At 37.0% G+C, this 21823-nt stretch carries 28 protein-coding genes and 3 pseudogenes; 26 read left to right on the top strand and 5 right to left on the bottom strand.

Going from position 1 to position 21823, the window contains the following annotated elements; all coding sequences use genetic code 11:
• The first annotated feature begins 138 nt into the window (after positions 1 to 138).
• Complete coding sequence (locus tag AC6HVZ_RS06685; RefSeq protein ID WP_497557375.1) at positions 139 to 1602, top strand: APC family permease; 1464 nt, start codon at positions 139 to 141, stop codon at positions 1600 to 1602.
• Between the two features lie 172 nt (positions 1603 to 1774).
• Here the strand turns inward: AC6HVZ_RS06685 and AC6HVZ_RS06690 are convergent, their stop codons facing one another.
• A complete protein-coding gene (locus AC6HVZ_RS06690) occupies positions 1775 to 1927 on the bottom strand; it encodes a hypothetical protein (protein WP_497557376.1) in 153 nt (50 codons plus the stop codon).
• Positions 1928 to 1971: 44 nt separating this feature from the next.
• Positions 1972 to 2436: pseudogene (locus AC6HVZ_RS06695) on the bottom strand (ATP-binding protein); the annotation flags it as partial.
• Positions 2437 to 2541: 105 nt separating this feature from the next.
• Here AC6HVZ_RS06695 and AC6HVZ_RS06700 point away from each other — a divergent pair.
• From AC6HVZ_RS06700 to AC6HVZ_RS06785, 18 genes are all read left to right on the top strand, one after another.
• Entirely contained in the window at positions 2542 to 2889 is a 348-nt protein-coding gene (locus AC6HVZ_RS06700) for a nucleotidyl transferase AbiEii/AbiGii toxin family protein (RefSeq protein WP_497557377.1), read from the top strand.
• A gap of 150 nt (positions 2890 to 3039) precedes the next feature.
• On the top strand, positions 3040 to 3186 hold the full coding sequence (locus AC6HVZ_RS06705) for a hypothetical protein (RefSeq protein ID WP_497557379.1): 147 nt from the start codon (positions 3040 to 3042) through the stop codon (positions 3184 to 3186).
• Between the two features lie 605 nt (positions 3187 to 3791).
• Entirely contained in the window at positions 3792 to 4139 is a 348-nt protein-coding gene (locus tag AC6HVZ_RS06710) for a magnesium chelatase domain-containing protein (RefSeq protein ID WP_497557381.1), read from the top strand.
• 26 nt (positions 4140 to 4165) lie between these two features.
• Entirely contained in the window at positions 4166 to 5074 is a 909-nt protein-coding gene (locus AC6HVZ_RS06715; protein ID WP_497557382.1) for a YifB family Mg chelatase-like AAA ATPase, read from the top strand.
• A 114-nt stretch (positions 5075 to 5188) separates the two neighbouring features.
• Positions 5189 to 5752: a transposase gene (locus tag AC6HVZ_RS06720; RefSeq protein WP_497557383.1), complete on the top strand. Its 564-nt coding sequence runs from the start codon at positions 5189 to 5191 to the stop codon at positions 5750 to 5752.
• A 63-nt stretch (positions 5753 to 5815) separates the two neighbouring features.
• On the top strand, positions 5816 to 6049 hold the full coding sequence (locus AC6HVZ_RS06725; protein WP_497557384.1) for a DUF4160 domain-containing protein: 234 nt from the start codon (positions 5816 to 5818) through the stop codon (positions 6047 to 6049).
• Positions 6050 to 6095: 46 nt separating this feature from the next.
• Positions 6096 to 6413, top strand: coding sequence for a DUF2442 domain-containing protein (locus tag AC6HVZ_RS06730; protein WP_497557385.1), 318 nt, complete (start codon positions 6096 to 6098; stop codon positions 6411 to 6413).
• Positions 6414 to 6636: 223 nt separating this feature from the next.
• The gene (locus AC6HVZ_RS06735; protein WP_497557386.1) at positions 6637 to 6813 is read left to right on the top strand and encodes a hypothetical protein; all 177 of its coding nucleotides are present in this window, start codon (positions 6637 to 6639) and stop codon (positions 6811 to 6813) included.
• 4 nt (positions 6814 to 6817) lie between these two features.
• On the top strand, positions 6818 to 7348 hold the full coding sequence (locus AC6HVZ_RS06740; RefSeq protein ID WP_497557388.1) for a type II toxin-antitoxin system PemK/MazF family toxin: 531 nt from the start codon (positions 6818 to 6820) through the stop codon (positions 7346 to 7348).
• Between the two features lie 355 nt (positions 7349 to 7703).
• Positions 7704 to 8222, top strand: coding sequence for a sigma-70 family RNA polymerase sigma factor (locus AC6HVZ_RS06745; protein WP_497557389.1), 519 nt, complete (start codon positions 7704 to 7706; stop codon positions 8220 to 8222).
• A 273-nt stretch (positions 8223 to 8495) separates the two neighbouring features.
• Positions 8496 to 9056, top strand: coding sequence for a sigma-70 family RNA polymerase sigma factor (locus AC6HVZ_RS06750; protein WP_497557390.1), 561 nt, complete (start codon positions 8496 to 8498; stop codon positions 9054 to 9056).
• A gap of 80 nt (positions 9057 to 9136) precedes the next feature.
• Positions 9137 to 10084: a DnaD domain-containing protein gene (locus AC6HVZ_RS06755; RefSeq protein ID WP_497557391.1), complete on the top strand. Its 948-nt coding sequence runs from the start codon at positions 9137 to 9139 to the stop codon at positions 10082 to 10084.
• Positions 10085 to 10211: 127 nt separating this feature from the next.
• Positions 10212 to 10994, top strand: coding sequence for a spr1630 family ClpXP-sensitive toxin (locus tag AC6HVZ_RS06760; protein WP_497557392.1), 783 nt, complete (start codon positions 10212 to 10214; stop codon positions 10992 to 10994).
• Positions 10995 to 11024: 30 nt separating this feature from the next.
• Positions 11025 to 12206 carry a spr1629 family repressor/antitoxin gene (locus AC6HVZ_RS06765; protein WP_497557394.1) on the top strand — a complete coding sequence of 394 codons (1182 nt, stop codon included), beginning with the start codon at positions 11025 to 11027 and terminating at the stop codon, positions 12204 to 12206.
• Positions 12207 to 12529: 323 nt separating this feature from the next.
• Positions 12530 to 12676, top strand: a complete 147-nt coding sequence (locus AC6HVZ_RS06770) for a hypothetical protein (protein WP_497557395.1) — start codon at positions 12530 to 12532, stop codon at positions 12674 to 12676.
• Positions 12677 to 12690: 14 nt separating this feature from the next.
• Entirely contained in the window at positions 12691 to 12840 is a 150-nt protein-coding gene (locus tag AC6HVZ_RS06775) for a hypothetical protein (protein WP_497557396.1), read from the top strand.
• A gap of 923 nt (positions 12841 to 13763) precedes the next feature.
• Positions 13764 to 13979, top strand: coding sequence for a hypothetical protein (locus tag AC6HVZ_RS06780; RefSeq protein WP_497557397.1), 216 nt, complete (start codon positions 13764 to 13766; stop codon positions 13977 to 13979).
• Between the two features lie 28 nt (positions 13980 to 14007).
• On the top strand, positions 14008 to 14505 hold the full coding sequence (locus tag AC6HVZ_RS06785) for a hypothetical protein (RefSeq protein WP_497557398.1): 498 nt from the start codon (positions 14008 to 14010) through the stop codon (positions 14503 to 14505).
• A gap of 472 nt (positions 14506 to 14977) precedes the next feature.
• Here the strand turns inward: AC6HVZ_RS06785 and AC6HVZ_RS06790 are convergent, their stop codons facing one another.
• Positions 14978 to 15100 (bottom strand): hypothetical protein, encoded by a 123-nt coding sequence (locus tag AC6HVZ_RS06790; RefSeq protein WP_497557515.1) that lies wholly within the window; start codon positions 15098 to 15100, stop codon positions 14978 to 14980.
• A gap of 369 nt (positions 15101 to 15469) precedes the next feature.
• Between AC6HVZ_RS06790 and AC6HVZ_RS06795 the strand changes: the two genes are divergently transcribed.
• Positions 15470 to 15643: a hypothetical protein gene (locus tag AC6HVZ_RS06795; protein ID WP_497557399.1), complete on the top strand. Its 174-nt coding sequence runs from the start codon at positions 15470 to 15472 to the stop codon at positions 15641 to 15643.
• A 7-nt stretch (positions 15644 to 15650) separates the two neighbouring features.
• Entirely contained in the window at positions 15651 to 15989 is a 339-nt protein-coding gene (locus AC6HVZ_RS06800; RefSeq protein WP_497557400.1) for a type II toxin-antitoxin system PemK/MazF family toxin, read from the top strand.
• A 555-nt stretch (positions 15990 to 16544) separates the two neighbouring features.
• Here AC6HVZ_RS06800 and AC6HVZ_RS06805 read toward each other — a convergent pair.
• Positions 16545 to 17555 carry an IS3 family transposase gene (locus AC6HVZ_RS06805; RefSeq protein ID WP_497557402.1) on the bottom strand — a complete coding sequence of 337 codons (1011 nt, stop codon included), beginning with the start codon at positions 17553 to 17555 and terminating at the stop codon, positions 16545 to 16547.
• The gene (locus AC6HVZ_RS06810; RefSeq protein ID WP_497557403.1) at positions 17512 to 17706 is read right to left on the bottom strand and encodes a transposase; all 195 of its coding nucleotides are present in this window, start codon (positions 17704 to 17706) and stop codon (positions 17512 to 17514) included. Before AC6HVZ_RS06810 ends, AC6HVZ_RS06805 begins: the two co-directional genes overlap by 44 nt.
• Before the next feature lie 259 nt (positions 17707 to 17965).
• Between AC6HVZ_RS06810 and AC6HVZ_RS06815 the strand changes: the two are divergent.
• From AC6HVZ_RS06815 to AC6HVZ_RS06835, 5 genes and pseudogenes are all read left to right on the top strand, one after another.
• Positions 17966 to 18389 (top strand): annotated as a pseudogene (locus AC6HVZ_RS06815) (hypothetical protein).
• Between the two features lie 39 nt (positions 18390 to 18428).
• On the top strand, positions 18429 to 19904 hold the full coding sequence (locus AC6HVZ_RS06820; RefSeq protein WP_497557404.1) for a gluconokinase: 1476 nt from the start codon (positions 18429 to 18431) through the stop codon (positions 19902 to 19904).
• A 493-nt stretch (positions 19905 to 20397) separates the two neighbouring features.
• A complete protein-coding gene (locus AC6HVZ_RS06825) occupies positions 20398 to 20526 on the top strand; it encodes a magnesium chelatase domain-containing protein (RefSeq protein WP_497557405.1) in 129 nt (42 codons plus the stop codon).
• 138 nt (positions 20527 to 20664) lie between these two features.
• Complete coding sequence (locus AC6HVZ_RS06830; RefSeq protein ID WP_497557406.1) at positions 20665 to 20799, top strand: hypothetical protein; 135 nt, start codon at positions 20665 to 20667, stop codon at positions 20797 to 20799.
• Between the two features lie 74 nt (positions 20800 to 20873).
• A pseudogene (locus tag AC6HVZ_RS06835) lies at positions 20874 to 21810 on the top strand (ISAzo13 family transposase); the annotation flags it as partial.
• Positions 21811 to 21823: the final 13 nt, after the last annotated feature.

The raw sequence follows: 21823 nt of genomic DNA on the forward strand, positions 1-21823 counted from the left end.
AAGAGATATCTAACAGGTTCCCCTTATGATGTTAGAGTAGTTTCCCTAACTGGTACGAACATTCTAACCACATTGTGATTCGTTTGCTACTCTATTAAAATAATAAACATAAATAGAATTACAATCTGGAGGATAACTATGGAAGAAAGAACAACATTGAAGAAAACATTAAAACCGCACTGGGTCTGGGCGATTGCGCTTGGTTCATCCATAGGCTGGGGAGCTTTTGTGCAGCCAACGAACTGGATGGCAGAAGCAGGGCCACTTGGCGTTATTATAGGATTTACAATTGGTGCTTTCCTGATGATGCTAATTGCGGTTAGCTATGGATTTTTGATTAAGAAGTATCCGGTATCCGGTGGGGAATTTGCTTATGCTTTTCTGAGTCTAGGAAGAACGCATGCATTTATCAGTGGTTGGTTCCTGACACTTGGTTACATATGTATTGTTGCATTGAACGCTTCGGCATTTGCACTGATGTTTAAATTCGTCTTTCCAGATTTTGTACAAAACTTAAAAATGTATGAGATGGCTGATTGGGATGTTTACTTTACTGAGGTATTGATCGCTACAGTGGCACTTTTAGTATTTGCCTATTTAAATATGCGTGGCACAGGCTTAACTGGAAGCATACAGTTTGTATTTTGTGTCATTATGCTTTTAGGGGTAATAGTGTTAACCGGACTTGTTGGAGCTTCTCCAATGGCTGAACTTGAAAATGTGCAACCACTATTTAATCCGGAAATATCCAGTTTTGCAGCGATTATTTCAATTGTAGCTATAGCACCATGGGCGTATGTAGGCTTTGATAACGTACCTCAGGCTGCGGAGGAATTTAAATTTTCTTCTAAAAAAGCATTCGGACTTATCATATTTGCTTTGATAGCTGCAGCATTGCTTTACAGTTTAATGACCCTGACAACAGCGATGACTGAGCCTTGGCTGGGACTTATGGCAGAACAGCATATCTGGGGAACAGGTGCAGCGATCCAAAATGTGCTTGGAACTGGTGGACTGATCATCTTAGTGACAGCATTGAGTATGGGGATTTTTACTGGCCTAAATGGATTTATTATTTCGTCCAGCCGGTTAATGTTTGCGATGTCTCGTGCAAAGGTACTGCCGGCCATATTTTCTAAACTGCATCCAAAGTATAAAACGCCATATGCTGGTATTTTCTTTACAGCCGTAGTTGCCATGCTTGCGCCCTGGTTCGGACGAGAAGTGTTACTATGGGTCGTGGATATGTCCTCAATTGGTGTATCTATTGCATACCTGTATTCCTGTTACACTGCATTTGTTCTTTTCAAGTGGTCAGGTGATCAAGTAACAGATCCAGCCATCCATGTGGTAGCACCATTTAAAAAGTTCCTAGCATTGATTGGTGTTTTATCAAGTATTATATTTATCGGATTATTATTAATACCAGGCTCACCGGCATTTCTTGGAATAGAATCCAGACTTGCGTTAGCCGTATGGGTAGTTCTGGGGGTTATTTTTTATCTGTTTAAACGAAAAGAATATAATGCCATTCCTGAAGAGGAACTGAGATATCTCATCATTGGAGATGAAATTTCAGCGGAAGATGGGAAAGCTGACTGATATTTGAAGAAGGACATAGTTTAGCCCCACCTCTGCCATCTTTTTGACCCACTTATGACATTAGTGAGCCAGTGTAGAGTTTTGGGCCAATAAATACATAGAAGAAAGACTAGTAATTTAAAAGTTATAAATCAGCCATTGAAACCTAAAATTATTCCAATGGCTGTTTAACTTATTTAAAGCGTTTTCCGTCTAGTTGTTTATCAATAATATCAAGAGCCCAGCGAACGAGTTCATCATGGTTTAATTCCTCTTCATCCATCCAAATACATGGAGGTAACAGCTTCGCTTCCAGACTCCTCATTACGTCATCAGGTAAATACATGTGAAAGAAATACCTTGCTATACGGAGTTCTACTTCCTCAGGGATCATTTGGTTGCCGCCAATCCGTGACGTTCTCTCATGGAGACTGTACCGTCAATAAGTATATTGTAGGAATCGTGCACAATCCTGTCTAGAATGGCGTCTGCCAGTGTAACTTCGCCAATTTTATCATGCCATCCTTTGGGATCGAATTGAGAACAAAAGATAGTAGACCCCCGCTGATGTCGTGCTTCTACAATTTCAAGAAGATCTCTTGCTTCTGTCTCTTTTAATGGTGTTAATAGCCACTCATCTAAAATAAGTAAGTTTATATTTTTATACTTCTTCATAACCTTTCTATACGTTCCTTCACCTCTCGCAATTGCCAACTCGTCCAATAAGTCTGGTAATCTAATATATTTCACCTTATAAAATTGCCGACATGCAGCCATGCCAAACGCACATGCTAAATATGTCTTTCCATTCCCTGAAGCCCCCATTAATATAATATTGTGATGCTTGTTTGCATGCAATTTTTATTATAAAGAGGTTATTCTGTTTATCGTGGTACTGGCTCTCCAGTCCGCAGAAGGTGGCTCATTTCTCCGCACTAGCTGGCTCAAAACTCCGCATAAGTGGCTCAATTCATCCGCAATAATCAAATTACACCCAAAGAAGTAATCTATACATTTGATTTATTACTTGAGGATAGAAGCATTGATATTCTGGCATATAACATAGAAACAGTTATTGCTGAAAAATTTGAAACTCTTTTAACTAGAGGCATTACTAATACAAGAATGAGGGATTTTTATGATATCTACATTCTTGTTAAGCTACAAGGACATAGAGTAGAAGATGCTGTATTGAGCGATGCAGTAAGAAAAACAGCTGAAAAAAGGGGGTCTATTTCTGCTTTGTCGGGTGGACAAGCTATTCTTGATGAGGTTCGGTTTGATAATGGCATGCAAAGGCATTTTTAGGTGCCTGTCACTTCCCGCTTTTTGTCGTGATATGTCGAAAATTAGTCGATATGAAATTAAAATAATATGATAAAATGAAGTAGCAACTGAATATTGTGAGGGTGGTTGGTTGTCTTTCTTCTTTCCTTTTTTGGAAGGGAGGTGATAATCATGGAAACATTTCTTGAATTTCTACGTGAAAAACTGAAAGCGATTGTGCGTGAAGTTAGCGTCTATTTCTTTCGGAAAAACATACTAGAACACAAGAAAGCCACCCTACGCCGTCACAAGCAAAAGGGTGGTTCTCATAAGAAATAAACAAATATGACAACCACCACCCTGACGGTAGAAGTTGCGTGGAGAAGTGTTTGCTGCACTTCTCCTTTTATCTATATCCATTATACATAAAATTATTCTGAATTTCTAGTACTACAAGATCAAAAATGGATCAGGTACCTGTGACTTCCTTATTTTGGGTGAGGATATTTAGGCTGCTATGACCAACGAGAATGACTTATTACCATTGATCCTGCAGCCTTTTGATTTAAAGAAGAAAAGAATTTTTAAAATATAAAATCCGCTTTTCATACAAATTTATGAACTAAATTCTCGATATACCTGATATAAATCGTTAGAAAGTAAATTTTCTCCGGATTTCTTACCATTAAAATTCAATTTCAAGCTATTTCATTACGAACGAGCGTTCTTGACTTTCGAGTCGAAATAGCTTATCTTGTATCTAATCAAAGAACAAGGTTACATGGAAGGCGTGAAAAAATGTAGACAGTCATATCAAGCATAGGGGTTTAAAAGGAATCGAGGGTTACCAGGTTCAGGTGGAAGTGCAGCTGCTTTCCGGAATAGAAGGAGTAAGTATTGTTGGATTACCTGATGCTTCTGTAAAGGAATCTAAGACCTGAGTAATGGCTGCATTGTATGCTAAGACCTGCGAGGTGCCGGATAAAAAGATTGTAATTAACTTGTCTCCCGCTGAACAAAAGAAAAATAGTCCGATTTTTGACTTGGCTCATGAGTCACCTGGAATTATGAAAGAAACCGGAGATATAAAAGATCCAATTCCAGATGATGCTGCGTTTTTAGGGGTACTGTCACTTGATGGATCTATCAAACCTGTAGATGGCATGCTTCCAGCTATTATTGCTGCTAGAAAAGAAGATTTCAAGATTTTATATTTACCACAAATGCAAGATATTCCAATCACTCATGTCAGGCACAAGAATTTCGCTTTGTCCAAACACTCCAAGAAGTAATCGAATTTTTCTCCGGTCAGTTAACTGTGTTTCCATTTACTTCAAGCAATTCCCCAGAAACTACAGAAGATTTAAATCCAAATTATGATAAAGATTTCAAACATGTACTAGGGCATAAACAAGCAAAAAGGGCGTTAGAAATTGCTGCAGCAGGAGGTCATAATGTATTAATGATTGGGCCACCGGGATGTGGAAAGAGTCTACTTTCTGAAACTTTTCCATCCATCTTACCGCTTTTAAAACAGGAGAGCCAATTTGAAGTTATGAGTATTTATCAGTTATCTGGAACCACTAATGAGAACTTCCAAATTCCACCGTTCAGGAACCCACATCACTCAGCATCCGGGGTTTCACTAATTGGCGGTGGAGCAAACCCAAAGCCTGGAGAAGTATCGCTTACGCGTCTATGCGTATTGTTTTTGGATGAAATGGCTGAATTCCCGAAACGTACGTTGGACATGCTACGGCAACCAATGGAAACGGGTAAAGTAACAATTAGTCGTGCAGCTTCAACAGTCACCTATCCAGCTCAGTTTCTATTATTGAGTGCAATGAACCCATGCCCTTGTGGGTATTTAGGTTCAAGGCACTTCTATTGTACATGTTCATCAAAACAAATTACAGCATACAACAATCGTGTTTCTGGACCGATTCAGGATCGGATGGATATCCTGTTAAAGCTTGAAAGTGTTTCACTAGACAAGGAAACAGCTGAACATAATGAAAGTTCTTCAGGTATTCACAACCGTGTGATAGCAGCACGTGAAATACAATATTCCAGGTATGGAAACGATAGTTGTAATGCAAATATTACTAATGAAAAATTATTAGCTTGGACTCAACTGAATGAAGAGCAACAGAAAATGCTGCAGCAATGGGCAAGTAAACACAACTGGAGTACCAGAGTACAAATGAAAATTCTGCGTCTTGCTTGAACGATTTCTGATTTAAGCAGTAACGATAATATCACAAATGAAGCCATCTGGGAAGCTGTAACAATGCGACGATCTCAAGTTGGCAGAAACAGTAAAGGAATGGTGAAATAACTTATGGCTAGAAAGAAACGAATCTGGGTGCCTAACATCTACTATCATATCGTCTGCCGTGGCAATCGTCGTGATGCACTTTTCAAAGATGATGGCGATTTTAAAACATTCCTTCGTATGCTAGAACAAATTAACAAGAAAACCCCATTTGAACGGGCCTCCTACTGCCTAATGACGAACCACTTTCACCTACAAATGCGCTCCAAAGACCAACCCATTTCCAAAGTCATGTCCCTGATAAACAAACGCTACGCAGATTACTATAATACGAAGAACAGACTCACTGGCCATGTATTTGAAAAACGATATTATGACAAGATCATTGATTCCAAGCAGGGGATGCTGGAAGTTAGCCGCTATATTCATTTGAATCCAGTGGAGGCTGCAATGACGATGAAGGTGGAAGGTTATCGATGGAGCAGTTATCGGTATTATCTCCACACTACAAGTGACACGCTGTTAAATATGAACGTTATTTTAGATTATTTTTCTGGCAATGAGTTAGAAAAGAGGAAGAAGTATAAAGAGTTTGTTGAAGAGGAAATGATAGGAAAGAATTTAATATAAGTAAAAATAAGATTGTAAATTGGATTTTAATAAATAAAAAAGTCTCTTAAGGTGGTGAGCAATTTGCCTAGAATAAGTAAATTTGGTGGAATGACAATAGTAATGTATTATAATGACCATGATCCACCACATTTTCATATCATATATAATGATATTAATACACGGATGGAAATTTATAGTGGTGAATATATGAAGGAAAGTAAACCGTTACCAAGAACAAAGGAAAAAGATGTTCTGAAATGGCTTGAAATAAATAGAAATGATATTATAAAAGTGTGGGATAGATGCAATAGCTAAGCGTCAGCCGAATAAAATTCCCCCTTTATACTAGGAGGTGTTAGTTATGGCATTAATTAGTAAAGTAAAAGTAGTACCAGGTCTAAAAGGTTGGTTATTGATTGATTTTGATGATGATACCCGTAAATTAGCAAATATTAACCCTATTATGGAGGGTGTCCTGGAAAAGTTAAAGGAGCAAACCTTTTTTGAAAAGGCATTTGTAGATGAAGAATTACAAACCGTATCTTGGCCAGGAGAATTAGATCTTGATCCAGATAGCTTATACCAACGTAGTATTGATATAGAAATTGTTAAAAATATTATACAAGCAGTTAAAGATAATGAAGCATTTTCTGATTTTATTGATCGGGGTATTGGTTAGTAGCTGTAGCTACCAACTCATCACCCAAGAAGGAGAATTATCGGATGTTTGTGGAGGGAGGCATGGATCGAGAACATGAAATAAACTGAATTGAAAAATCTATTATTTGATAACACAAACAATTTTGTGTATAATTAGCTTAGCAGTTGACATATACTTTTACTACTGATCCGCTAGGAAAGGTTGTGCTTGTATGTGTAATAAAGATAAGGGGGAGGAAAAGGTGTTATCTCAAACACAAGAATATATCCATGATCCTTCATTAAGAAAGCCAAAAAGAAAACGTACTAAACTAATATCTACAACAAGTAAAGATAAGTTTGATGTCATAAATATAAAAACAAAGTCCAATCGGGATCTAAGCAACATCACTCACCGTGATGTGTTTGGAGAGGAGTAACAAAGTGTCTAAATCCCCATTCATTGACCCCACAAATTGGCGTCAAATTAAAAGAGGATACTTTTATCAGGCTGCTCTGTACTTTATGTCAAATACAAAGCAGCCTTTAAATTTCCTCGAAAAAACAGAAAATGATAATTACAAAATTGTTAATCGGTATGGAGACTTCTCTCCAAAAGAGATAGATGGCAAAAAAAGAGCTTTGCCACAGGATATCATGGTAACATTAAAGCCCCGGCAGGTCATAGTGCTATCCAACGACAAATTAAATCATTTGTCTAATTTTGAATATGTTCAAGTTGCACCAGTATTTGGAATTAAGGAGAAAGATACGACACAAAATTGGTATCAAGATTTAGAAATTGATAAATTAACAGGATTTGCATTCATACCTAAAGGGCGGAATGGGGTAGAAGTTGATTTGACTCAAATTTCTACCATACATAAAAGCTTATTATTGAAGATGCAAAATAAAGTTCCAGATGACCGTATGAATTTTATTGACTCACATATATTGGAACTTTTAGATTTATAGAGTGGAAGAATTAGTGTAACTCCACTATTTTAATGTACAAAAGAGAAATTACGGATACATAGCTACTTCCCGAATTTTGTCGAATGAGAAATCGAATTATAAAAGGAAATCAAATCTAAAACACCAGCAGCAAACGCCACTTTGCCGCTGGTGTTTTTTTAATTCATAGAGATAATTATCCCAGTCTCCCACTTCAAAAAACAAGGGAATATTTTCATTGCCTAAACAGAACATATGTACTATAATACATATTAGGGAATAAGTTTTAAAAAATAGATTACACCAAACTACTTCTTTCTACGATTATAGGAGTAGAAGGGTAATCAAATAGGCTGCTAGGGGGACGAGGAGAAAAATGAACAAGGAATTACAATTTACTTTTGAAGAGATTTTCGAACAAAATGAGCGAAGAATTTACTATCATATTCATAAACTGCGTATCGACGACCCACATCAGGAATTTTATCAGGAAGGGCTTTATGCTATGTGGAATGCATATAAGACATACCAGCCGGACAAGGGAATCCTTTCCACATACTTCAATTATATTATCCGCAATCGCTTAATCGATTTGTACAGGAATAAGACGAAACAAAAACAGCATGAAAATTTTGCGAAAAGGGAATTGGAAGCGCTTTATATACATATCGAGAAAGTGAAGGATCCATTTCTTTGGGAGATGCTTCAAAATGAGTTAACGGAAAATCAGTGGAAATGGGTTAATTATCGCATCAGATTGGAAATGTCGATAAAGGAAATTGCCGAGGTTGAGAATGTTTCCATTGACACAGTGAAGTACTGGGGGAGACAGGTAAGGCAGCGTTTAAGAAATGAAAGGTATAGAAAATTGCTTTTGGATAGGCGAATTATATAGGGATTTTTGAGGAAGCGTCTTTTGGGGAGAAGGCGCTTCTTTTAATTTTTTCAAACTTTTTACACCAATTGGATACTTTTTACGAATATAGGAGTAGAGAGACAATTTGTATTTTTGAAAGGGTGGAAAATAGATGAATTGTGTGAAAGAAGTAAATGCATTCCGAATAGGCTTGGAAACGAATTCGAGGGCGTTGGCTGCAGTTGCGAATCACTGGCGTGTGCTGATGTAAGGGAGATAAGCTGACATAAATTGTGAAAGGAGGAAACAGAAATGAAACAGGATAAGGAACTGAGTTTCGAGGAAATTTTCAAACAGAATGAAAGAAGGATTTATTACCATATGCAGCGATTGGGTATTCGTGATCCCTATAATGAATTTTATGTGGAGGGGCTATATGCCATGTGGATTGCCCACAAGAAATACCAGCCGGATAAAGGCCCCCTAGCTACTTATTTCAACTACACCATTCGCCATCGATTAATTGATATGCTCCGAAAGAATGCTAGAGAGCAACACAAGGATGAGGAATTTGCTTCCAATGAGAAACTACGTGTGGATAATGGCAATCGGGATGCAAATACGAAAAATCCGGTTATGGAAAGTTCCGGTATCAATGTGGAGGACACACAGGTTTGGGAGGAAGTGAAGGCGGGGCTAACTGCTAACCAATGGAATTGGGTATACGGTTACATTATTCTGGAAATGCCACTCAAAGAGATCGCAGAATTAAAGGGTGTTACGGTTGAAGCGGTTAAAAGCTGGGGGAAAGAGGCAAGGAAGAAGTTGCGGTCGGATCCGGTATTTTCCGGAATTATGTTACCGATAGATTGATAGATTATAAAAACTGTTAGGACAATGTGTGGGCATTTTACTGCATTGTTCTAACAGCAATTCCTGAGAGGATGGAAAAGATGAATTACATAAAGGAAATTAATGCGTTTTACGATTTGGTTGAACGAAATCCGTTATCTGCCTCCGCAGTCACACTATGGCATACATTGATGCATATCAATAACAAGGCAAGGTGGATCGAAAAGTTTACAGTAGCTGCGCCTGTGCTGCGTATGAAATCAGGATTAAAGGAAAGCTCGTTTAAACGTGCAAGAACAGAGCTGAAGGAAAAAGGCTATATTGATTTTCAATCACGGAGCAATAATCAGGCGCCAATTTACCGGATGGTGAGGCTGGCTATGGAAGATGCTGTGCAGGGACAGGCTTACAGGTCTAGTGGATATACATATAGTGGGGACTATTTGAATGAAGTGTCTGCGGATCAGCGAGCGGACCATGGGAGTGAAGTGCCTGCGGGCGTAGGTGCAAACCAGAATGTAGACCAGCCTATGGACCACCTTAAAGACCAAGATGCGGGCACATTAATTAAACAGAAAGAAAACGAAAAGAAAAGAAATGAAACAATTGCTGTTGCAACAGATGCGATCGCATTTTTTCAAGCAAATTTTGGAATGGTCAATGCTTACGTTGCTGACGACATGATCAATTGGGTGAATGACATAGGGGAGCCGTTGGTATTGAATGCCATGAAGCGGGCATTGGAACGGGGAAAAGCGAATTGGGGTTATGTGAAAGCAATTCTGCAGGCATGGGTGAAGAAGGGGATTACCAGTGTGGGGCAGGCTCAGGCAGAGGAAGTGGAATTTCGGAGGGGGAAGATGGAACGGAGGGACTTAGGGTCGTTTGGCGGAAGAAGTGGTTCGGGGGAGATTGTGCCGGATTGGTTTAGGGAGCAGAAGCGGAAGGAGAAGCTGAAGCGGGAGCAGGGGCGTGCTTCCCTGGTGCGGCGTGATGTTGATGAGGAGATGGCGGAGGTGGGGAGGATGTTGGCTGAGTTGCGGGGGTAGGTACTGGATAAGCATATTAATTTCTCTTTTACTTTAATAAAAAAACATTTTTATCATTTTTTCTTTAAAAAATATCAGTTGTAGTATAAAATAGAAGTGTCAGACCATAACAGAAAGTGGGGATTGCATGAAAAAATATAGAATGAGTTCAAATATTAACCAGTCTATTGTTAACGGTATTCTCCAAGGCTATAAAAACTACATAGAAGAGAGAAAGATAAAAAGAGAGGAAATGAATATCAGCACTGCCTATGCATGGGTAAAAGGAAATCATATCGATGACCAAATTGCTGAAGAATGTAAAGAGTTAGGAATTGACTTCAGGAAGGCGAAAGCAGGATATACTTGGGGTTACCTCCAGTTCAACATTAATCAGGAAAAAAGTATGTTCATTATAAAAAATGCAAAGTACTTTGATGAAGAAAGTTTTCCGACCGGGAAAGGGGTTCGAGGTCAAAAGAAAAAAGCGGAGAATGAAAGTTACTTGAAGAGGCTTTCTCGAATTAATCGCAATGTTGAATTTCCTGTAGAACCATCACTTTTCTCGGAAGAAGAGGAAAAAATGCTTAGGATTTTTGATGATGCGACGTTAAGGCTTTTGGAAGAACCCCAGGCTCGTGAACTTGAAAAGGAATTTAAACAATTCTATATTGTTACTTACGAGATAGATGAGTCTTTCGCTATTTCAAAAATTAGAATGTTAATGCCGAATTCAGAAAATGATAAGGCATATGAGATTCAAGACCTTTCCGAATTTATTGGTACTAGCACAGTAAGTTTTGAAGAAGGTGACTTTGAAGTGCTGGTGGAAGATGGATTTGACGTACCAGATACACCAGCTGCTGCAGATTATGGTATTGTATCTGAGGAAGAACTGTTTGAGGACGATAAAGAGGGAGAAGGAAATTAGTCTCACTTTTTCAAAAGGGAGGGATAGAAAATGTTTGTTGGTACAAACCTGACCAACATTCGTATTCTCCACGGATTTACTAGAAAACAATTAGGAATAGAGCTCGGAGTTACTGAGCAAGCTGTATGGCAATATGAGAATGGTTTTGTATCACCTAAAATGGAGATTGTGATTAAACTAAAAGAAATCTTTCATGTAAAAAATAGATATTTTTATAAAGAAGATTTTCTGAGCAATCACCAAAATAGCACGATTAATCATAAACATATAGCCTATAGATCTACAGTAATGAATAGTGTGCAGAAAACTCAATTTGAAGCTGCCCATATTGAGAAATTAATTGCCTTTCTTGATCTTATAAATAGTAAGTTGCGGTTTCCAGAGAACCGGTTAAGAGAATTACGGAATCATGTGATTGCATTAATGGACAATGAAGAAAACAGAAAAGAAGGTATTAGTAAAGCGGCCGAGTATGCAAGAGATTTCATTGGCATAGGTAAACAAAGCAACAGTAACTTTTTGTTTTTGCTTGAGAAGAATGGTGCCTTTGTTTTTGAGAAAGCAATCGGGGACAAGATAGATGCTTATAGCCTGTGGTCCAGTGACGACAACCCCTATATTATGTTAGGGAATTTGAAAAAATCAGCTGCGAGAAGAAATTTTGATTTAGCACATGAACTGGGTCATTTACTTTTACATTATAAAGTCGAATTTGCCTTACAGGATAAAAAAAGTTTAAGGGAATATGAATATGAAGCTAATTTATTTGCTGGTGCCTTTCTATTACCCGAAGATGAGTTTACTGAAGACTTTCAACTGATATCTAAGGTTTCACACCCGGATTCGTACATTGAATTAAAGAGAAAATGGATGGTATCTATCCAAGCATTAGCATACCGATCACAATTTTTACAATTGATTTCATATCAACAATACAGATACTTCAACATTATGCTTAACAGGTTAGCATACAAAGAAATTGAACCTCTTGATCGGGAATTACCAGTGCCACGGCCAGGTAAAATAAGGAGTATCCTTCAATTATTGTTTGAAAAGAATTATTTATCATTAGATGAGTTATTAAATTCATTAGAAGTTGAAATAGGCTTTTTGACGAATTTAACTGGTATAGAGGTAAACTTTTTTAAACAATATCAATTTCAAGGTGCGAAAGAGTTTTCTGTTAGGGATTTGGATTTTAGAGCGAGGTAGATGTTATATTCAATCAGTTTAGGCTTAGAGTAACGGATTTTTTCGTTTATTTATGTGTGGTTTATTATTTTAAATAGCTGTTAGAACTATGGTTTTGTTGATAGTAGTTCTTGCAGCTTTTTTTATATGATTTTGTGTCTGACCCTGCTATATTAATGTGCAAAACTATACAATCGATTAATTTGTAGGGGCTGAAGAACGATTCACTGCCACCCTTGATGTGTAAAATTTCTGATTTATCTGTTAATATTAGTTATTATGTCCAAAATTGTAACTGGGGGTTGAATCATGGATAAAAAAGTTGATGTTATGTTAGTGAATTAATGCAAGTTAGAAATAAGCTTAACCAGCTTGAGAAGGGTAGAATCTATGATCTAACAAATGCACAGATGGATGGCTACCTTTCAACGAATATTGAGCAATTAAGAGAAATAATTGAAGATTGGTTGGAGCAGGTAGCTTTATTTTAAATAATATGTTAGTAATGAATCATGTTTATGATACTGTGTCTAAAATGGATGAAATATTAGATGCGATTGTCCCAGTGTTTACAGAAAATTTTGGAGTACTCTATACATACGATTATGAAAGATTAAAAGAAATCCCTAAACACGGTAAATATACGTTATGGTAAGAGGGTATATTCCCTGGCGAAAAAAGAATATCAGATTCAAAGATTATCATCGGATTTGACTTTTACCTGGCAGATACAGAGGCTTACCCATCACTTAGCCTTTCAATAGTTTGCAATAAAAGAAATGAAAGCTATCACAAGGTTGCAGAGGCATTGAATAATTATGGTGATTTCACTTATATAGAGGACGACGGTGACTCTATTTGGGCTGGTATGAAAAGCCTTTGTCCTACTTTTTAGCAGAAGAAAATCAACAAACAGCCATAAAAACTTGGTTCGTTGAAAAGATGGAAGCATTACAATGTTTTAAAGAGAATACCAAGGGACTAGAATGGAAGTGTTGAAGCTATGTTGGAGTTCAGGTGCACTTCTCGGATTTACTCGAATCAAATGATCCTTTGGATGAAGAAATTAAAAAAACCAGCTTCTAGAAATTCTTTCAAAAAAGCTGATGTCAATGTTATCAGGCAATATGTATATAAATCATTATAACCTGAGAAAACTGGAGGCCAGATCTATAATTGCCTCGTTGCCAATTCAATGTGGTGGTTTATACCGAATTTTATGGACTATCATTTTATCCTAAATCTACTTGAATGGGAGTAGGTGATTGATTTAGGGTGCCTGTTACTTCCCGGTTTATAACGAGGTTTAAAAAAGGGATATTGATATAGTAAAACCTCTCCAACAGGTTTAGATTGGATAACATCTAAACCTGTTGGAAAGTTAATCATATGTTTTTCCAAATATCAAATATTTATACTTACAACTTTTGATGTATGGATAAATATACATATATAACTGAAAAACTGTAGTAATTTACCGGAAAACTGTAAAAAAGTTCGTAAATAATGTAATTTATGCTATACTATAATTAATATTAGGGTACACTGCATACACATACTTAAAAGGGTGTGATTTGCATGTGTAATGAACAGGACGGTAAAAATAAAAAAGGGGATGAGGATATGGCAACTAAAGTGTTAGAGCAAAACTATACTTTAAATGAAACTGAAGCACTTAAAATACTTAATTCACCAGTAAAAAAAGTAATTCCAACAAATGCCAAACATGATTACAAACTTTCAAAGCAAGCAAGAATTAAGCAGGCGAGAAGTATACTTGATTCACTTAAATGAGTTAGAAACGATTAGTTTAACTGATTTATTGGAAGCAGAAGAGAGACAGGGAGAAGTTGCAGAATTTCTCAAAACCTTTTCATGTAAGGCGAATAAAGATGTACAAAATTATTTGTGGGATAAAGCTATTGATAGTGAGAAGAGGATTTTTGCAAAAACTACTCTAGTAATTTATCAAAATAAAATTGTTGGTTATTTTACAATGCTTATAAAAAATTTTCTTTTTACTGAAGCTAGTGGAAATGTTAGAAGGCGATTGACTGGGAATAAGAAAGCTGATTCCCTTATCACAATTTTAATTGCTCAATTAGGTAGATCTGATTCTTACAAAGGGCTCGTTAGTGGCAGTGCCATTTTAAATTTGGCATTAGAGAAAAGTGAAGATATTAAAGATTTATCGGCACTTAGAGTTGTTTGTGTTGAACATGATGATAATGAAAAATTAAATATTTTTTATGAAGAAAATGAATTTAAAATACTGCAAGTCAATAACAATGAAAAAGTTATGAGATTTGTAAGATTATAGCCTCATATTGAGGTTATTTTGTGGATTTTAGGGTCAGAACCGGTCAGAACCCTACCACGTGATTAGTATTTTATAATGTGTTCATAGGTTTTCGCGCAAAAAATGAAAAATAAAATAATTTGAAGAGGGAATATAGGTTAGCCCCACCTCTGCCATCTTTTTGCTCCACTCCGGATAAGATATTGATCCACTTTAACTACTCAGAGGATCGAAACACCTCTAAAAAAATGCAACCCAAATAAGGGGGCAAGTCACCCCTGTATTTGAGTCATATTAAATTATCCATCTGTCTATTTTGAAACAAATGGGATTCCTTTAAAGGCATCCTGGAGATTTTCCATAATTGGCTTCCCCTGTTCTTCAGGGTAGCTATATATCCGCGGATTCTGCAGAATATATCTGCGCCGGATTTGCTGCGAAACCCGCCGGATACTTTTTGTTGAACTTTGATCATCCGCACATCCTGTTCAGCCTACTCCATGATTGCCAGTAATTCTCGTTCATGGTGGACGTTACAAAGCGCATGTTGGCAGTCTTCATATCGATAGTAAGCACGCCACCCATCATGTACAGCGATGTTTTGATGATTTAAGATTTACACAAAAAAAGGATGGAGGATAACGGCGATTGCGAAAGAAATGCAATATATACAGGAAATCCCAAAAAACAAACACAGTCAAAAAGTAAGCGTCAAATAGTCATAGACCTAATCTATTTGATGCTTAAGAGTTACTGCATATATATTCTACACTAAAAATTGCTGAATATCCGATGATAGTTAGATAGACAGTTTATAAATCGCATTAAAGGGAAATATTCTACTGAAAGGGAATAAAATTACTCAGATATGCGAAATATATGGTATAATAAAGGTACTAAAGGATATACTTATGCATACACTTTGTTTAAAAAGGGCGTGATGTGTATGTGTGAGTATGATAAAAAGCATGAAGGGGATGAGGATATGTTAAAATCATTGCAAAAACAAAACGAAAAACAATCTATCCCTAAAAATTTACATCTAACTAATAAAATAGCCAAAAAACTTTCAAAAGAGAAAACCACAATTGTTTGTGAGGATGGAGCAGCGAAAATAGATCCTAGCCATCCAGACTATCGGTTTTGGATGGAGGACTAATAAGCTGATGAAAGCAAAGGATATTTGTGAAATTCTATTTCCATATGAACAGGGACAAGGTGGAAAAAAGCGCCCTGTCCTTGTTTTTGTGTTAACATCGACATCTGATGAGTTTATAGGTTTGAAAATAACAAAAGTAAAGCGGGAGCAAAATCGGGTGAAAATTAGCTATTGGAAGGAAGCCGGTTTAGATTATCAGTCCTATGTTCAATGTGACTATTACTCAGTATTCAGGAACGATGGAATCCTAAAATACAAAGGAACTTTAACTCAGTCAGATTATGATAGAGTTGTCTTGAAGTTTAATGAGTTTTATCCAATTTTAGAGTGGATGAATCAAGAATAAATATATAGTTATACATACAATTTGTAAAAACTGACTCACATTAGTTGATTTGTGGGTATTTTTGTGCTGATATAATTAAAGTTGTTTTGAGGGTAAAGACATAAAAATTAGCACTTGACTTATTTTACATTATACGCTGTCACTTCCTAAATTATGTACAATATAGAGGAAGATAAGGATCGAGAACTTGCTGTCAGATCCCGTACCGCATTAATGTGCTAAAGGCCAGCGCCACCGCAAATAACTATAAATCACCGTAAAAATAACGTGCGGTTTGTTCAGAGGGAATAGGATCTCTTCGGCGTTTCCCTCTTTCTTTTTGCGTCTTCTGCCGTCTGTCGGTACAATGTTGATCTTATGTCAAGAAATCGGACAGGTTAAATGTAGAAATTTACCTAGCTTGTGCAGCTACCGCGCTTCGCTTGGTGCCCTGAAGATTTACAAAGAAAGGGAAAACCGTTCTTTCTTCGCAAATCATCAGGTTTTAGGTAGTTCAATCAATATTTCTAAATCAAATTTGAATTAATTTTCCTCCCCTAATGGTAATGTTTGATTTTATTTATCCGCTTTACTAGTCACTAGATTATTTTCATAATCATACGGTGATTTCATTCCGCAATGTCCGTGAATTCGAATGGTGTTATAAAATGCCTCAATATATTCAAAAATCAGTTCATGGGCATGCTTTAAATTTTGGATAACATAACGATTCAACCACTCCCGTTTGATTAATGCATGAAATGATTCTATACATGCATTGTCCCAAGGGTTTCCTTTGTTTGAGTAGCTACGTATATACTCCCTTGCAGGTGTTGCCTCAAGATAGCTTTTAGACACATACTGACATCCACGATCACTGTGGATAACAACGGGTTGACTAAGTCTTCTAGTTGCTTTTGCTTTTTCAATCGCTTTAACAACATGTTCCGTGGATAGGCTGTCTGACAGCTGCCATCCTATTATGATTCTAGAATATAAATCCATTACGCTTGTTAGGTACACAAATCCTGCCAAGGTATGCACATAGGTGATATCTGTCACCCAAACGGTGTTAGGGGCTACCGGATTAAAATCCCTATTTAAGATATTTTTCAGTTTCGTGTCAAACTCCGGGTCAATAGTTGTTCTTATATGCGGACGAACCCAGATGGCTTTTATGCCCTCCTCCCGCATGTAGTTACCCACCGTCTTTTCAGTTACGATGCAGCCCCTGGATCGTAAAATTGACGTTATTTTAGGTGCACCATAAATCTGGTATGACTCATGATAAATTTGTATAATTTTAGTTTTAATATCCTTTTTTCTTATTTCTTGTTTCGAAGGTGTTCGCTTTTTCCAACTGTAATATCCCGATGTAGAAACGCCCAATATTTTGAGCACACTGTTAACAGAAATCTTGCGTTTCTTTGTCATTTCATTCGTTATTTTGTAGATTATTCCTGTTAATTGCTCAGTATGCCCACAGCCTTTTTTAACATCTTGCGCATCTCGTAATTCCTTCTTAAGGCGGGCAATTTCTTTCTCAGCATCGGAGGTAGCCGGATCCTCGGTGATCAACCACACCATTGTTGTTCTTGGCGACTGATACCCATTTTCCGAGTGTAGATTCACCAATTTTTAGATCCTTCGCTGATTGTCCTAAGGCTTTACCCGATGAATAATAATAATTGACTGCATCTTGCTTAAATTCTGCACTAAATTGCTTACGTTTTGCCATATCACGATCTCCCCCAGCTAATCATATTGTACTATATTAAACTAGGAAATTTCTCTATTTGGGTTGTCCTATTTATATTCTAGCATCAGTTTTTGCTAGATATATTTCAGTAATGAAGGAGGAACGTGAGGAAGCAAGTAAAGTAATTCAAGTATCCTAAACTGCTGTCTATGAAGGAAAGAAAGAAAAGTTAATTTAAGCGGTGTGCAAGGATCTTTACATGGGGAAAATTTGTTCTTATGTACAAGGATTTGCCCAAATGCGTGCTCAATCAGAAGAAAGTAATTGGAATCTACGTTACGATGAAATTACAAAAAATTGGAGAGGCGGCTGTAGTGTTCATTCGCAATTTTTAAACAAAATTTCGGAAGTCTATGAATACAAATCGGATTTAAAAAATCTATTACGTAATCCTTACTTTAAAAATATTGTTATATCAAAATGTGCTTCGAGAAGTCGTCTCCCTGGCAGTTAATCAAGTTATTGCTGTGCCAACTCTTGCAAGTGCTATAGCCTATTTTGATAGCCATCCAGCTAAATTACTGCAGGCGGAGCGGGACTATTTTGGTGAAATACATACTAGCGTAAAGATAAAGAAGGGATTCTCCATACTCAATAGGTATAAATGGTTGTCTATTTTAGTAATTGCTTTTAGTTTCTTATTTGGCTTACTTTTATTATAGGATATTAAATTTGTTTTTATTATAAAGGAAGGTGCCTTCATGTTAAGAGAATTAGTTATCGGTCTTGATCTAGGAACCACAAGTGTAAAGGCGGTTCTGTTTAATATGAGCGGAAAGATGATTGCTCAATCGGAACAGTTTATTACTACTTATTTCCCTTCCCCGGAGTGGGTAGAACAAGATGCGAATGATATAGAACGATTGGCTGTACTTGCGTTGAAGGATGTAATGAAAAAGGAAGGTGTACAAAGAAATGAATTACTGACAGTAGGTATTTCCTGTGCTATGCATTCATTGATTTGTGTTGATGATAATTATGAGGTACTATCACCAATGCTAATTTGGTCTGACGGAAGAAGCAGTAGCCAGGTAGAAAATTTAAGTGAAACTATCGGGAAGGATATTTATAGAAGAACCGGAACACCAATTCATCCTATGTCGCTATTTATCAAGCTAGTCTGGATGAGGGAAAATCGGTATGAACCGTATGAGAATGCAACATACTTTATGTCGATGAAGGAGTTTTTGTTGCAAAAGTGGTTTAGTAAACGAAAAATAGATTATTCCATGGCTTCTGCTACAGGATTATTTAATTTAAATACCTACCTTTGGGATGATTTAGCATTAGAAGTAGCAGGTATAAAAAAAGAGCAACTATCTGAAATTGTAAGTCCTACAGAAATTTTAAAAGGGTTAGATCCTTTTATTGCTAATGAAATTGGAATTAGTCCAGACATGCCATTTGTAATAGGTGCAGCAGATGGGCAACTGGCAAACTTGGGAAGTGGATCTATTTTTCCTGGCGAAGTAAATGTTTCTGTTGGAACAAGTGGAGCGATAAGACAATTTATAAATGGAAAAAAAGTGAATAGGTATCATGAAACATTTACCTACGCATTCACAGAGGACACTTCTGTTCTTGGCGGACCAACGAATAATGGGGGAATAGTATTACAATGGTTAAAAGACATTATGAATTTCAATGGAAACTATGAAGAAATGCTGGTAGAAGCTGAAAAAGTAGAACCAGGGGCAGAGGGAATTATATTTCATCCATACGTAAATGGGGAAAGAGCTCCTATATGGAATCGGCGCGCTAAGGGTAATTTCTATGGTATTAGACTAGATCATACAAGGGAGCATTTAATAAGAGCAGTTCTTGAAGGAATATCATTTAACATTTATCAGATAGGAAAATCTGTAGAAGCTGTAGCAGGAAAACCACAAAAAGTTACCGTTAATGGTGGATTAACAAGATCTCCTCTGTGGGTTAAAATAATGGCAGATGTATTTAATCAAAATATATACGTTTCTAATACCCATCACAATGTAGCATGGGGAGCTGCTTGGACAGCCTTAGTTGGTATCAAAAAAGTAAAGTCTTTTGAAGGAATAAAAGAAAATCTACCAAACGAAAAGGTAATTATGGCTGATCCCGTAAATCATCAAAAATATATGGAGGTATATGATAAATTTATAAGTATACAAAAGGATTTAAGTAAGCATTTCAAATAAGATCTAGAGTTTCGCATTTTTATGATCAATAAAGAATACAGTTTAAAAAGGGAATGAAAACATCAGCTATGATGAGTAAAAACTTTCGTGCTAATATCAAATATTAATCCCTCTAAAATATGAGATAATATAACATATAAAACACTGTAAAACAGCACATTTTTGGGGAAGTTTCATTAAAGGTAAAGGTATGGTCACAGGGACAAGTTTGCCGAATTATGGTAGGTATGGTAAATGGAATTATAGGAATAATATTTTGCGGATGATTGATAGCTGTTCTACAGTAATTAATATCAAACAATAACCTAATTATCGATCCGGTAATGCCTAGATTTTTAAGAAGATGGATAGAATAAGAATAGAAGTGTATAGATTGTTTGATCACTTCTCTCATTTCTGTTTTTTTATAATCTATTTATTTGTGATAGCAAACGTGAGTTTGCTTGATGCTTCTGTAAAAGAGTCATGAGAAGGGGGGCTTCAATTTCTTGTTTTGATCTATTTTGATCTGGATGTAACTGACAAAAAAGTAGTTGTAAATCTTTCGCCATCTAATCAAAAGAAAAATAGCTCTCTGTTTGATTTGGCAATTGCGATTGCCTTTATATGTAGAAGTCAGTGAGATTAAGTGTGTGAAATTCGTAACTACTCAGCACCCACAAAAAAACTTTTTTAAAAAATTAAACTTTTTGCTGAACTTACTTCCGAGGTTGATATATAGTAGATGACTCTTTCTCAAATAGGGTGATAGATATTAAACATGGTTTCAGTTTATAACGGAAACGCCCTTAAAGGTGCAAAGAAACCTGGATTGATTCTAATTTCAGATGGCCTAGCTGGCTGTATCATTGGCTTTGAGAATGAGCCGATTGATTTGGCTACATTTTCGGATTAAAAGCCAAACAAGCCGAATGGGAAGGAAGTTGCACAGGGAAAACTAACAAACACGGACTTACTATTAAAAGTCCTTTGAATCAGATAAAACTAAGATATGAGGCTGTATCTTCTTTTCTTGATGAAAAGCAGCGGCGGCTGTTTGTTGGAGCAGAAGCCTTAGCCTATGGAGAAGGCGGCATCACAAAAGTAGCTGAGGTTCTTGGCGTGTCACCTACGACTGTATCCAAGGGAAAGAAAGAAATTCAAAATCCCGAAACGATTGAAAACTTGCAGACATGCAGACCAGGTGGCGGTCGCAAACGCACGGTCGATACGGATCCAACATTACGAAGGGACTTGGAAAGACTGATAGATCCCACTACCCGAGGAGAACCCGAATCTCCTTTAAAGTGGACATGCAAAAGCACACGCAAGCTCTCAAGTGCATTGAACGATATGGGGCACTATACAAGTGAGCGAATGATCCGGGAACTTGTACATGAAATGGGGTATAGCTTACAAGCCAACAAGAAAACATTGGAAGGAGCCATACATCCAGATCGTGACACAATTCAAACACATCAATGAAACGGTTGAGACCTTTCAACAGGCAGAACAGCCGATTATTTCCGTTGATATCAAAAAGAAGGAAAATATCGGTGAATATAAAAATAACGGACAGGAATGGCAACCAAAGCAGACACCGGAATGCGTCAATGTTCATGATTTTCCGGATAAAAAACAAGGTAAAGCCAATCCTTATGGTGTTTATGACATGACACAGAACAATGCCTGGGTCAATGTAGGTACCGATCACGATACTGCCGCCTTTGCTGTAGAAAGTATTCGTGGATGGTGGCGATCCATGGGTCAGGAAACTTATCCGAAGGCCACACAATTGCTTATCACTGCTGATGGCGGGGGAAGCAACAGCTCCTGCTCCAGACTTTGGAAAATAGAACTTCAACAATTAGCGGATGAAACAGGGCTAGATATCCATGTCTGCCACTTTCCACCAGGAACTAGTAAGTTAGGATATAAGA

The sequence above is a fragment of the Oceanobacillus sp. NCCP-135 genome (assembly GCF_059698015.1).